The organism is Streptomyces sp. NPDC059256 (assembly GCF_042753785.1).
Classification (GTDB): Bacteria; Actinomycetota; Actinomycetes; order Streptomycetales; family Streptomycetaceae; genus Streptomyces.
The window spans coordinates 557,530-569,787 of sequence record NZ_JBHYZO010000001.1 but is presented as its reverse complement, the minus strand read 5'-3'; the positions used below and the strand labels follow the sequence as shown (position 1 = coordinate 569,787).

Sequence of the window (12,258 nt, the reverse complement as noted above, 5' to 3'; positions counted from 1 at the left end):
AGGGAAGCAGTCATCGTGTCGGCAGCACCTGAGGGCGGACGTCACACCTGCCCCGATCCTGCCTCGGTCCGCCTCGGTCCCGCCCGGTCTCAAATGCAGCCGACCATCCGGACACGGCATCGGAGCGGAGCTCAACGACGCGCGAAGCGAGGCCCGGTGAACGCGGAAGGGACCCCGCGCTCGCGGGGCCCCTCCGACATCACAGACCATCACAGACATGGACACACGGGCGTACGGGGGATCAGGAGGCAAGCGCCTGCTTCACCTGGGCCAGGCTCGGGTTCGTCATGACCGACTCGCTCCCAGCGGGAGAAATCACGAGGAGGGTCGGCACGGTCTGGTTGCCGCCGTTCGCCTTCTCCACGAAAGCCGCGGACTCCGGGTCCTGCTCGATGTTGATCTCGGTGTACGCGATGCCCTCGCGATCCATCTGGCCCTTCAGCCGACGGCAGTATCCGCACCACGTGGTGCTGTACATCGTCACAGTGCCCGACATCGTCCCTCGTGCTCCTTCGTCTCACGGCGACCCCACGCACCCGCTGGTGCGCGCGCACCAGGTCAAACGCACGGGCTCCGGCCACCATTCCCGAATCCGGCATCGCCGCCGCCCCCGGCCGATGCACGGCAGGACGAGCACCTTCGCCTTCGCCTTCGTCGGTGTCCGAGCCAGCGGGGTCGGTCGATCGGCGGCGATTCATACGACTACTCCGGCTCCCCTGTGGACAACCGCCGCGCCCGCCTCCGCGGACCTGGCAGCATGGCAGGGTGACAGCAGCAACGCACTCCTCCCTTTTCCCGCAGGTCCCCGAGTCGGCCGACGCGGTGCTCGACGGGCTCGACCCCGAGCAGCGCGAAGTGGCGACCGCCCTGCACGGTCCCGTGTGCGTGCTGGCCGGTGCCGGCACCGGGAAGACCCGAGCGATCACCCACCGCATCGCCTTCGGTGTCCGAGCCGGCATCCTCCAGCCCTCCAGCGTGCTCGCCGTCACCTTCACCAACCGTGCTGCGGGAGAGATGCGAGGACGGCTCCGGGAACTGGGCGCGGGCGGTGTCCAAGCACGCACCTTCCACTCCGCGGCCCTGCGACAGCTCCAGTATTTTTGGCCAAAAGCCGTTGGTGGTGATCTGCCCCGACTTCTGGAGCGCAAGATCCAACTGGTGGCCGAGTCTGCTGCCCGCTGCCGGATTCGCCTTGATCGCAACGAGCTGCGCGATGTCACCAGCGAGATCGAATGGGCGAAAGTCACCCAAACGGTTCCCTCTGACTATCCTGCCGCCGTCGCTAAATCCCTTCGTGATGCCCCTCGCGATTCATCGGAAATCAGCCAAATCTACGGAATGTACGAGCAGCTGAAGCGGGATCGCGCGGTGATTGACTTCGAGGACGTCCTGCTCCTCACCGTCGGCATCCTCCAGGACCGCCACGACATCGCCGACCAGATCCGCCGCCAGTACCACCACTTCGTGGTCGACGAGTACCAGGACGTCAGCCCGCTCCAGCAGCGCCTGCTTGACCTCTGGCTCGGCGACCGCGACAACCTCTGCGTCGTCGGCGACGCCAGCCAGACGATCTACTCCTTCACCGGAGCCACCCCGGACCACCTGCTGAACTTCCGCACCCGGCACCCCTCGGCGACCGTGGTGAAACTGGTCCGCGACTACCGCTCCACCCCCCAGGTCGTCCACCTCGCCAACGGCCTGCTCAGCCAGGCCCACGGCCGAGCCGCAGAGCACCGGCTCGAACTGATCTCACAGCGCGACCCGGGGCCCGAGCCGTCCTACACGGAGTACGCGGACGAACCCTCCGAAGCCGAAGGCACCGCGCGCCGCATCCGAGAGCTGATCTCCGAAGGCGTCCCCGCCGGGCAGATCGCCGTGCTCTACCGCATCAACGCCCAGTCCGAGGTCTACGAGCAAGCCCTCGCCGACGCCGGAGTGCCTTACCAGCTGCGCGGAGCCGAGCGCTTCTTCGAGCGTCAGGAAGTGCGGGAAGCCGGGGTCGCCCTACGCGGTGCCGCCCGCGCCGGCGGCAATGACTCCCTGCTCGACGACGCCGAGGACCTCCCCTCCCAGGTGCGTGCGGTCCTCTCCACCAAGGGGTGGACAACAGAGCCTCCGGCCGGCTCCGGAGCGGTACGGGACCGCTGGGAGTCCCTGGCCGCCCTGGTGCGGCTCGCTGAGGACTTCACCCGCGCCCGATCCGGGGCCACCCTTACCGATCTCGTCGCCGAACTGGACGAGCGGGCAGCAGCCCAACACGCACCCACCGTCCAAGGCGTCACCCTCGCCTCCCTCCACTCGGCCAAGGGCCTCGAATGGGATGCGGTGTTCCTGGTCGGCCTCACCGAGGGCATGATGCCGATCACCTACGCCAAGACGGACGAGCAGGTCGAGGAAGAGCGACGCCTGCTCTACGTCGGTGTCACCCGAGCCCGGTTCCACCTCGCCCTGTCCTGGGCACTGGCCCGCTCACCCGGCGGTCGAGCCACTCGGCGCCCCACACGTTTCCTCAACGGAATGCGACCGGGAAGCACAGCCGCTGGGGCCCGAGGCGCCGGCGGCCAAGGCGGGATCGAGCGGGGGGCCGGCGGACGCCGAAAGCGCCGGGGCCCAGCCCTGTGCCGAGTCTGTGGAAAGACGCTCACGGACGCGGGCGAGATGAAGCTGATGCGCTGCGAGGACTGCCCCTCCAACATGGACGAAGGACTCTACGAACGGTTGCGGGAGTGGCGCGCCGGCCAAGCCAAGCAGCTCGGGCAACCCGCCTATTGCGTGTTCACCGACAAGACGCTCATGGCGATCGCCGAAGTGGTCCCGGGGGACGAGCGCGAACTGTCTGCCATCTCCGGAGTCGGTGGCCGCAAGCTGGACCGTTTCGGAACCGATGTCCTCGCCATCTGCGCAGGCCAGGAGCTTGACGAGGGTGAAGACGAAGACTGAGCGAAACTCGTCGGAAAAATAGTTTGCGCACGCACCAGCGCTCACCATAGGTTCTTAACCACGCGAACAGCGCTTCTCCGAAGCACTGTCATCGTGGTGTACTTATCCGAATACAGCGACCGGCCCCGGCCGGTCCCCGAGACGCCGAGAGGAGGCGAGTCCAGTGATCAGCAACAACACCAGCTTCAACACCGCCGTGAAATTGACCGATCGCTCGGTCGTCGTCTCCGCCTGCTCGCTCGGCTTCTCCGCGTCGCTCCATGGCACCGGTGTGTCCAGCTTCTCCGCAGAGATGCCTCTGGCTCCCCTGGGCGGATTCCCCGTCCTGGAGCGGATCGAGCGACCGACCAAGGCACTGGAAGCAGGAGTAGCAGCGGCAAGGGCTAATGCCTATGCCTTTGCGGCAGCCAGTGCCGGCACCAAGAAGCAGACGCAGCACGACATGAAGTGGGCCTTCCGCGGGCTCGAACCCTGGAGTGATCCAGCCTGAGGTAGATCAGGCCGGCGCCTTCAGGGCCGCGGAACCCCACTCGGGTACCGCGGCCCTTCTGTTTTCCCCAAAACCAGGGAGTCAGAGCGAAGGGGCCTCGGGACAGCACCACCCGGTACCAGCCCTCCGGTTCGCCCGGGGGACCACCAACCGGCCAACCGGCCGGACCGAACAAGACGAGGAATGACACCACCGTGCAACTCGAAGCGCACGCCCCGTCCGTACCGCCTTCCGAGACCATCCCCCCGCGTGTCCGCCCGGAGGACTCCACCTTGACCCCGCTGACTGCGCTCACCGCGCTCGACGACGCCATCGAGAACCTGGGCGTACCCGTTCCCTGCCGCTCCTACGACCCCGAGGTCTTCTTCGCCGAGTCGCCCGCCGACGTGGAGTACGCCAAGGCCCTCTGCCGCACCTGCCCGCTCATGGAGGCATGTCTTGCCGGTGCCAAAGAGCGGCGTGAGCCGTGGGGTGTGTGGGGCGGAGAGCTCTTCGTCCAGGGAGTCGTCGTAGCCCGCAAGCGGCCCCGTGGGCGTCCGCGCAAGAACCCGGTCTCGGCATGAACATCATCGGGACCATCGACCGCCCCCTCACGCACGAACCCAAGAAGCAGGCCCCCATGCCCTCTTCCGCGAGTGAGCCCTCCGGCTCCGCGACCCCAGACGTCAGCACCACCGGCGCGAACGCCTCGCGCCAGAACAGGACCCGCGAAATGCAACTCATCCCAGAAGCCCTGGCTCGTGCGCATATGCACGACCGCATGCGTGAGGTGGAGAGCGAGCGCAGAGCCATTCGGCTCCTGACCGCCCGACGCATGCAGCGCCGCGCCGAGCGTGTTTCTCTGCGCGCTCGCCGTGCGCTCGCCATGGCCGTCATGAACTGACAACACGAACCTCGCAGGGGCCGGTCCGACGGACCGGCCCCTGCGGTGCGTTGTCTCCACTGCCCGTCGCACCGGGGTTATCGTCACTTCGTGGACCAGCAGCAGCCCTGCCCGGAGCCGTCGGATACCCAGCACATCGTGTGTGCCCGCTGCGGTAGAACCGCAGAAGGCGAGGGAGCCCCGGCCACCTGGACCTACTCCATGGAGGACGGAAGCCGTCGCCACTACTGCGACGACTGCGCCCGCGCCAACATCAGATCGATCGAAAGCAGACTCGACTCCAACTGGTGGTGACACCGGCCGTGGGGCCCGGAGACGCCGCCGTCACGATCAGTCGCAGACTCCGCCCGTTGCCGCACAGCTTCGCTCGACCTAGAGCGCCGCCCCACCAGCCACGCAGCGACGGACCCGTGTCCCACTGCCCAGGGACTGACCGACAGCGCCTCGGCTTCAGCTCTGATCGGACTGCTCAAGCAGGGTGTGAGGGATGGGGCGAAGCGGGTGAGAGAGGAGAGCGCTCCGAAGTCTCGACGCTGACTTCTGAGCGAGCGGGCTTTCGCCGAGCACCTGGACCTAGGCGACGGCCAGGTGTGCAGACGGGTGCGAGGGGCACTGAGCTCGGCGATGGGAAGTCTCTGCTTCCCGCTGGGGGCCCTCCCCCCTCCCCTCCCCCTCCCACCCCTTTGTTGTGACGCATGGCTGCTCCGCGGGCATGCGTCTGGTCGCCTTGCCTCGGACCGTCAGGGTGAGTGCGCATGCCACCCCTGTGCGCCCGGCTCCCGGTGATGTCCCGTGTCCGTCCCCGACCAGACAGCGCCCATCTGCCTAGCCTTGGTGCTTGGTGCTTGGTGCTTGGTGCTTGGTGCTTGGTGCTTGGGTACTCGTCACTCCTGTGCTGGTGGCCGCTCCGCGTTCGGGCCCAGCCGATATGCGATGGCGCGACCTGAGAGGGCGCGGCCAACCAGCTACTGTCCGCCGGGACTCGCCGCAGTCTCGGTGGCTTCTGCGCACTCGGCACTCCCAGCGTTCTCAGCGCTCTCAGTCTGCTCAGGGAACTCTGCGCTTGCCAGACTGCTGTCTTCATCTTCCGGAAGGAAGCCTGGTACCCATGCCTCCAGTTCGTCCCGGAGCCGCACGCTGGCATTGAGCTGACACAGGACGCCAATGGTGCTCAGGGTCACCCTGTGTATCAGTAGATAGGCCGGCGGCAGGTTCAACTGCTTGCCCAGTTGGTGGGCGGGGGAGCGGATGTCGGCGATCCTCGCAGCCTGCGTGCGCATCCACTGCCGGGTGAAGGTGAACTCCTCCAGGTCGGCAGGTTCGATGATCGGTACGAGGTACTCCAGTACCGCTTCGGGGTCGAGCTCTATCTCGTCCTTGACGAAGCCTTCGGCACACAACAGCTCGTACACCATGTCTGCTTCGCCCTCCAGCGCCATCCGAAGACAGTCGCCGATGGGCTGGGGAAGCCCGCCGGGCAGCCGGTCGACTGTTCCGAAGTCCAGTACGCCAAGCCGCCAGCCCTCGCCGTCCTCATCGGGAAGGAGCCGGAAGTTCCCAGGATGGGGATCGGCGTGCAGTAGCCCGGTCCGCGCAGGGCCGGAGAAGAGGAAGCGTGCCAACAGTTGCCCGGCTCGGTCCCGCTGCTCCACCGTGCCGTCCGCGATCACCTCGGCCAGGGGAATGCCGTCGATCCACTCCGTCACCAGCACCTGATCGGACTGGTGGACCACTTCAGGCACCAGCACATCGGGGTCGTCCGCGAACTCCTCGGCGTGTTCCCGCTGTGCTTGTGCCTCCAGACCGTAGTCCAACTCCTCCGACACCCGGTCGCGCAGCTCGTTGATCAGTGGTTTGAGATCCATCCCGGGAATCAGTGGGCCCAGCAGCTTTGCGAAGCGGCTCAGCTGTGTCAGATCGGAGAGCAGTGCTTCGCCCGCGCCCGGATACTGCACCTTCACCGCGACCTCACGCCCGTCGTGCCAGACGGCGCGATGAACCTGTCCGATGGACGCGGCGGCGGACGGTTTGTCCTCGAAGTTGGAGAACAGCTCCCGCCAGTCGCTCCCCAGCTGCTCCGTCAGTACCTTGTGCACGGTCCGTGTCGGCATCGGCGGAGCCGCGTCCTGGAGCTTGGTCAGCGCGGCGCGATAGGGACCCGCGATGTCCTCGGGGAGAGCCGATTCGAAGACGGACAACGCCTGCCCGAACTTCATGGCCCCCCCTTTCAGCTCACCGAGGACTTTGAAGAGCTGATCAGCGGTGCGCTGTTGCAGCTCCCGGGCGACGAGCTCAGCGGACTTGCCACCGATGCGCTTGCCCAGCCCCCAGGTGGCTCGGCCGGCGAACCCCAAGGGCAGTGCGGCCAACTTGGCGGTCCGAGTGACCGCCTTCCGGGGAAGATCAGACATAAGCCCCTCCAAAACCCAGACAGTTGCGCCGCGTGCGTCCTACGGCCCTGACTCCGTTGACTGCGGATGGTCCATTGTCTCGTGAGTGGACGTCGAGCCCGAGGTTTCGGCCCCCTCACTTTTCCCAGCTGCGCCGCAGCCGCAAGCCTCGTGTGCTCGGAGGCGCTCCGACCGCCAGCTCAGCATCGGCTGGGCAACCTCCCAGCGTGCGCCAACGCTCAACGGTAGGCCCCCGTCGAGGAACGACAGCGTGTGCGCCGCGGCCAACCCGGCCACGGTTGCGGCGAGAGAGATGTCACACGCGGGCACCGCGTTCCTTCGGCTCCCCGAGCGCCACTGAGCGAGCAGGCGTGGCCATCCCGGGTCCCCATCGGCCCTGCACCGTTCCCAGCAGCCGGCGCAGGCGGACCCACCGGGCAGCACCAAAGGACCCACGAAGCCCGTGGCCTCCACCACCCCGGCGTAGAGATGAGGCGTCCCGGTGGTGATCCAATGCTCGGCTTGTGCCGGATCGGGTGCATACGCCGAAAGGCCGTCGCGAGGGCAGACCACGATCAATGAGACCGCAGGTTCCGAGCAACTCGTCGCCGGGACTCCGCCTCCGGACGGCGGGCGAGGGCGAGGGCGAGGGTGAGGGTCGGGACCTTCCTCCCGTGCGGTGGGTCCGCGATCAGGAGTCGTGGTCCGTGTGGGCAAGCCACTGGTGCGCCTTCCGGCCCGTGGCGCGGGGTGCGGCGCGCTGTCGCGCACCAGCCGACGGGCCGCGACCTCACGCCTTTCACCCACGGCTCCCGGCGACAGGCCGCCGGGAGCCGCATCCCCAGGTTCGACGCACCCGCCATCGAGGGTGTCGACGCGCCCCACACCGGCCGCGGACAGCAGTGCTGCCACGGCTGCGCCGACCCGACCTGCACCGCGCACCTGGACTCGCATCGCGTGGCGGGCCGCCAGATGTCGTATCGCGGCGCCCGGCCCGGGGTGGACCACCGAGAGCGACGCCAGATCGGGCCGGAGACGCTGAAGCCGACCGGGTTTGGCGCGCAGCACATCGGCGGCAGGCCCGCCCGCGGTCGGATCGTCGAGTAGTCCGGCTGCGGTGAGGCGGCCGATCAACGCGTCCGTCTGCCCGTCGGGGAGGCCCATCGCATGGGCTTCCTTGCGTAACAGCGGCAGCCCCCGGGTTCCGTCGAACAGTTGGAGGAGGCTCCCGGTGGCCGGGTCCATCGGCCCGACCACCACCGCGTGGGCGGGTGTCACGCCGAACTGCACGGTCTGTCGCTCTCGCCATGCCCGTCGCAGTGCGGGCTTCACCATCGGATGCATAACAACTCCCCGTCGAAGATGTCGACCACATAGAGCACACACGCATGGCACACACATGGGACACAAATGTGTCTTTGGGCATGTCGGGATCGCGTGGGTCCCCGTCTGGTCGTGGGTGGGGGACCGGATCTCAGAATGCAGGGTGGGGAGGGGGCGGGGAGAAAGTTATCCACAGGGCGATGTATTAGTCGTAAAAGTAGTGCGGTCGTCGGGGGAGGATCGAACGGAACCGATCCGGGGGTGGGACTTACCCCGGTGCCAACGGGTACCGTCGAGGCGTGTCCGTCGATCCGTCCTCCCGCACCACAGGGGAGACCCCAGCGCGCCCGCCGGGGGTTCAACCGCGCGAGGTGGTCGTGCGTCCGTCCCGAGGAGTGGCGACAGGAGCGGCGACGAGCGCAGTCGAGGTCCGCAGGAGCGCCCGTCGCAGCAGAACCGTGTCCGCGTACCGCGAGGGCGACCGGACCGTCGTTCTGATCCCGGCCCGGATGTCGGAGGCCGAGGAACAGCGCTGGGTCAGCGTCATGCTCGACAAGCTGGCCGCCCAGGAGAGCAAGCGGATGCTCGGCGACAGTGATCTGACCGAGCGCGCGAAGCGCCTGTCCGCGCAGTACTTCGACGGACGAGCGTCCCCCACATCGGTGCGGTGGGTGACCAATCAGAACACCCGCTGGGGTTCCTGTACGCCTGCGGAGGGCAGCATCCGTCTCTCGCACCGCCTCCAGGGGATGCCCGAGTACGTCATCGACTACGTCCTCGTCCATGAGTTGGCACATCTGCTGGTGCCCGGGCACGGCGCCCGCTTCTGGCAGCTCCTTGAGGCGTACCCCCGCACCGAGCGGGCCCGAGGGTATTTGGAGGGAGTCATTGCCGCGGACCGGTTGCCCCGGCTTCCCGCCGCGGACGGAGAATGATCACCGGTGGGTGCCCGGCGAATCGCTGTAAGGGCGTGGCCGTAAGGGCGTGAGGGAGCGGCTTCCTTCCGCTGTGGCCCCACTGCGCATCGAATGCCATCACGCCGTGTTCCCCCTTGAACCCTGCGTACCGAATCTGTCCCAACACATGCCCGGGCTTGGCTGAATGTGACATGCGGCTTAGCCTGGCGCGACGCATTCGTATTTCTGGGATGGGGGACGGTCGTTACGCATGGCCAGGGAATTCCAACGCGGCCACAAGGCCAAGATCAGTGATCTCACGCCGGGAACGGATCTGTACGTAGGTGTGCAGATCGCGGGTCCTGGTCTGACGTTCGACATCAGTTGTTTCGGGCTGGACGCCAATGAACAGCTCTCGGACGACCGGTACTTCATCTTCTTCAACCAACCGAAATCGCCGGAGGAGTCCATTCAGCAGCTCGGTGCCCAGTCGGGTGACACCGAGGCGTTCCGCGTCACGCTGGACCGGATTCCTGCGAACATCCACAAGCTCTCCTTCACCGCCACGGTCGACGGCGCAGGACAGATGTCCCAGGTCGGTCCCGGCTACATCCGCATCGTCGCCGGTGGGGAAGAGGTCGTCCGCTACCCCTTCAACGGTTCCGAATTCACCACCGAACGCGCGGTGATGCTCGGTGACTTCTATCTGAAGGACGTATGGCGCTTCGCCGCCATCGGACAGGGCTTCGACGGCGGTTTGGACGCGCTCCTGCGCAACTTCGGCGGCGAGGTCGCCGAGGACCAGCCGGCCGCGCCGACGCCTCCGGCCGCGCCCGTGTTCGGCGCACCGGCACAGCCCGCTCCGGCACCGGCGTTCGGCGCACCTGCCGCACCCCAGCCGCCGCCTCCACCAGCTCCTTCGTTCGGGGCTCCGCCCGCGCCCGCACCCGCGCCGATACCGGCTCCGGCTCCGGCACCTCAGCCGTACGCGGCACCCGCGCCCCAGCCGTACGCCGCGCCCGCCGCTGCGGCACCCGTGGTGCCGCCCCAGGCGTTCGCTCCCGGGCAGCCGCCTCAGCAGCCGCAGGGGCAGTTCCCAGGCCAGTTCCCCGGACAGGCCGGTGTCCCCGTGGCGCCCTCGCCCTACGGACAGCCCGCCCCTGCGCCCTTCGGTCAGCACCAAGGCGCGCCCCAGGCGATGCCGCAGGCCGGGCCCGGTCTGCAAGCCGCACTCCAGCCGTACCGGGAGACCGCAACCGGCCTGCGCTGGACCCCGCAGAACCCGAACCTGATGCGGGTCGAACTCGCGCTGGGTGGCGGCGGCGTGCTCGCTCGGCAGGGCAGCATGGTGATGTACCAGGGCAAGGTGGACTTCAGCCATAAGGGCGCCGGATTCATCGGTCGCAAACTGGGCGATGCCACCGGCCAGGAGATGCAGCTGATGCGCTGCTCGGGCCGCGGGCAGGTGTTCCTCGCCGAGGACGCCGCCCATCTGCACCCCATCGAGCTCCAGGGCGACGGGATCTGCGTCTCCGCCGAGAACGTCCTGGCCTTCGACGAGGACCTCCAATACGAGATCCGTCGGATCGAGGGGCACGGCATCCCCGGTGGAGCCTTGTTCACGATGCACTTCAGCGGCACCGGCACCGTCGTGGTCAAGACACAGGGCATTCCGGTCGTCCTGCCGGTCACCCCGGCCACCTATGCCGACTCCAACGCCGTCGTGGCCTGGTCGTCAGCCGCCCAGGTGATCATCACCAGTCAGGTCCGGCTCCGTCGCAACGCCTACCCGGGTCACAGCGGCGAGACGGTCAACCTCCAGTTCCGGGGCGCTCCCGGCAACTTCATCGTCGTCCAGCCCTACGAGGTCTGAGGGAGCCCGAAGAATGAACCAGCAACTCGCGGGCTTTGCCCCCACCCCGGTCACCGCCCGGATGGAGAACCACGGCCGGACCATGCTCAAGGTCGCCATGGCCACCGGTCAGGACCTCTTCGCCCGTACGGGCTCCATGGTGTCGTACGAGGGTTTCATCCAGTACGAGCCGAATCCGCCGGCAGCCCGCCAGGCCGCCGCGCAGTGGGCCACGGGTGAAGGCGCGCCCATCATGAAGTGCTCCGGCGACGGACTGCTCTACCTCGCCGACTACGGTGCGGACGTCCTCGTCATCAACCTCAACAACGAGTCCATCTCCATCAACGGCACCAACGTCCTCGCCTTCGACGCCCATCTCCAGTGGGGCGTCGAAAAGGTCAAGGGCCTGGCGAAGCTCGCAGGCCAGGGCATGTGGAATGTGGAGATCGCGGGTACCGGCTGGGTCGCCGTCACCTCGCGCGGTGTGCCCATCGTCGTCGACTGCGGGCGCGGAGACGACGAGACCTACGTCGACCCCGACGCCCTGGTCGCCTGGTCGCCCAACCTCAAGGTGAAGGGGAAGCGGAGTTTCAAGGCCTCCTCCCTCATTGGACGGGGCAGCGGCGAAGCCTTCCAGATGGCCTTCTCCGGTCAGGGCATCGTCGTCGTACAGCCGAACGAGGACAGCACCGACCGTTTGCGCATTCGGGGCTGAGGGGGAACGGGAACACACCATGCAGAGCCCACTTTTCAACCACGCAGACCAGCAGTCCCAGGAGCGCTACGCACTCCAGAATCCCCAACTGCTGCGGGTGTCCCTCACCGGACACGACGACATCCTTGCCCGCAAGGGTGCGATGGTCGCCTACCAGGGCGCCATCGACTTCGACGGTGAGTACCAGTCCACCAGCCAGCGCAACGCCAGTGCTCGTACGGGCGAGGGTCTTGACCTGATGCGCTGCTCCGGGCAGGGCACGATCTACTTCGCGAACCTCGCGCAGTACGTCCACCTCGTGGACGTCGACCACGAGGGACTCACCGTCGACAGCGCCTATGTCCTGGCGCTGGACTCGGCCCTGCACACCGAGGTCATCGCCGTGGACAGCCAGTACGGGATCTCCGGCTCGGGGAAGTACCAGCTCAACATCACGGGCCGGGGCAAGGTCGCCATGATGACCTCGGGTCAGCCGCTGATGATGCAGGTCACGCCCGAGAAGTACGTCAGTGTCGACGCCGATGCGGTGGTCGCCTGGTCGACACAGCTACGGGTCCAGATGCAGGCGCAGACCCATGCGTCGAGCATCGTCCGAAGGCGGGGCAACACCGGTGAGGGCTGGGAGCTGAGCTTCACCGGGAACGGGTTCGCCCTGGTGCAGCCCAGTGAGGTCATGCCCCCGCAGAACGCTCAGATCGGTGAAGGGCTGCGGGGCCAGTTCGGCAACAGCGGCCAGAACCAGAACAACTCCTGGAACTAGCAGGCGTTC

General features: G+C 67.5%; 12 protein-coding genes. 9 read left to right on the top strand and 3 right to left on the bottom strand.

Going from position 1 to position 12,258, the window contains the following annotated elements; translation table 11 throughout:
• Positions 1-241 precede the first annotated feature (241 nt).
• Positions 242-496 (bottom strand): mycoredoxin, encoded by a 255-nt coding sequence (locus ACFXJL_RS02435; RefSeq protein ID WP_329023082.1) that lies wholly within the window; start codon positions 494-496, stop codon positions 242-244.
• A 269-nt stretch (positions 497-765) separates the two neighbouring features.
• Between ACFXJL_RS02435 and ACFXJL_RS02430 the strand changes: the two genes are divergently transcribed.
• The 5 genes from ACFXJL_RS02430 to ACFXJL_RS02410 all read left to right on the top strand — a co-directional run bounded on the left by ACFXJL_RS02430 (position 766) and on the right by ACFXJL_RS02410 (position 4,607).
• Positions 766-2,940, top strand: coding sequence for an ATP-dependent DNA helicase UvrD2 (locus tag ACFXJL_RS02430; RefSeq protein ID WP_384688553.1), 2,175 nt, complete (start codon positions 766-768; stop codon positions 2,938-2,940).
• 163 nt (positions 2,941-3,103) lie between these two features.
• On the top strand, positions 3,104-3,430 hold the full coding sequence (locus ACFXJL_RS02425; protein ID WP_384631325.1) for a hypothetical protein: 327 nt from the start codon (positions 3,104-3,106) through the stop codon (positions 3,428-3,430).
• A 194-nt stretch (positions 3,431-3,624) separates the two neighbouring features.
• The gene (locus ACFXJL_RS02420; RefSeq protein WP_329023089.1) at positions 3,625-3,993 is read left to right on the top strand and encodes a WhiB family transcriptional regulator; all 369 of its coding nucleotides are present in this window, start codon (positions 3,625-3,627) and stop codon (positions 3,991-3,993) included.
• Complete coding sequence (locus ACFXJL_RS02415) at positions 3,990-4,313, top strand: hypothetical protein (RefSeq protein ID WP_358876129.1); 324 nt, start codon at positions 3,990-3,992, stop codon at positions 4,311-4,313. Before ACFXJL_RS02420 ends, ACFXJL_RS02415 begins: the two co-directional genes overlap by 4 nt.
• Before the next feature lie 90 nt (positions 4,314-4,403).
• On the top strand, positions 4,404-4,607 hold the full coding sequence (locus ACFXJL_RS02410) for a hypothetical protein (protein ID WP_384688549.1): 204 nt from the start codon (positions 4,404-4,406) through the stop codon (positions 4,605-4,607).
• Between the two features lie 671 nt (positions 4,608-5,278).
• On the opposite strand, the gene ACFXJL_RS02405 is transcribed toward ACFXJL_RS02410, so the two are convergent.
• Positions 5,279-6,724 carry an ABC1 kinase family protein gene (locus ACFXJL_RS02405; protein ID WP_384688546.1) on the bottom strand — a complete coding sequence of 482 codons (1,446 nt, stop codon included), beginning with the start codon at positions 6,722-6,724 and terminating at the stop codon, positions 5,279-5,281.
• A 39-nt stretch (positions 6,725-6,763) separates the two neighbouring features.
• A complete protein-coding gene (locus ACFXJL_RS02400) occupies positions 6,764-8,047 on the bottom strand; it encodes a ThiF family adenylyltransferase (protein ID WP_384688543.1) in 1,284 nt (427 codons plus the stop codon).
• Positions 8,048-8,325: 278 nt separating this feature from the next.
• On the opposite strand from ACFXJL_RS02400, the gene ACFXJL_RS02395 reads away from it, so the two are divergent.
• The 4 genes from ACFXJL_RS02395 (at position 8,326) to ACFXJL_RS02380 (ending at position 12,249) form a co-directional block, all read left to right on the top strand.
• On the top strand, positions 8,326-8,961 hold the full coding sequence (locus ACFXJL_RS02395) for a M48 family metallopeptidase (protein WP_384631318.1): 636 nt from the start codon (positions 8,326-8,328) through the stop codon (positions 8,959-8,961).
• Between the two features lie 232 nt (positions 8,962-9,193).
• The gene (locus ACFXJL_RS02390) at positions 9,194-10,795 is read left to right on the top strand and encodes a TerD family protein (RefSeq protein WP_384688540.1); all 1,602 of its coding nucleotides are present in this window, start codon (positions 9,194-9,196) and stop codon (positions 10,793-10,795) included.
• A 13-nt stretch (positions 10,796-10,808) separates the two neighbouring features.
• The gene (locus tag ACFXJL_RS02385) at positions 10,809-11,489 is read left to right on the top strand and encodes an AIM24 family protein (protein ID WP_358876125.1); all 681 of its coding nucleotides are present in this window, start codon (positions 10,809-10,811) and stop codon (positions 11,487-11,489) included.
• A 19-nt stretch (positions 11,490-11,508) separates the two neighbouring features.
• Complete coding sequence (locus ACFXJL_RS02380; RefSeq protein ID WP_358876124.1) at positions 11,509-12,249, top strand: AIM24 family protein; 741 nt, start codon at positions 11,509-11,511, stop codon at positions 12,247-12,249.
• Positions 12,250-12,258: the final 9 nt, after the last annotated feature.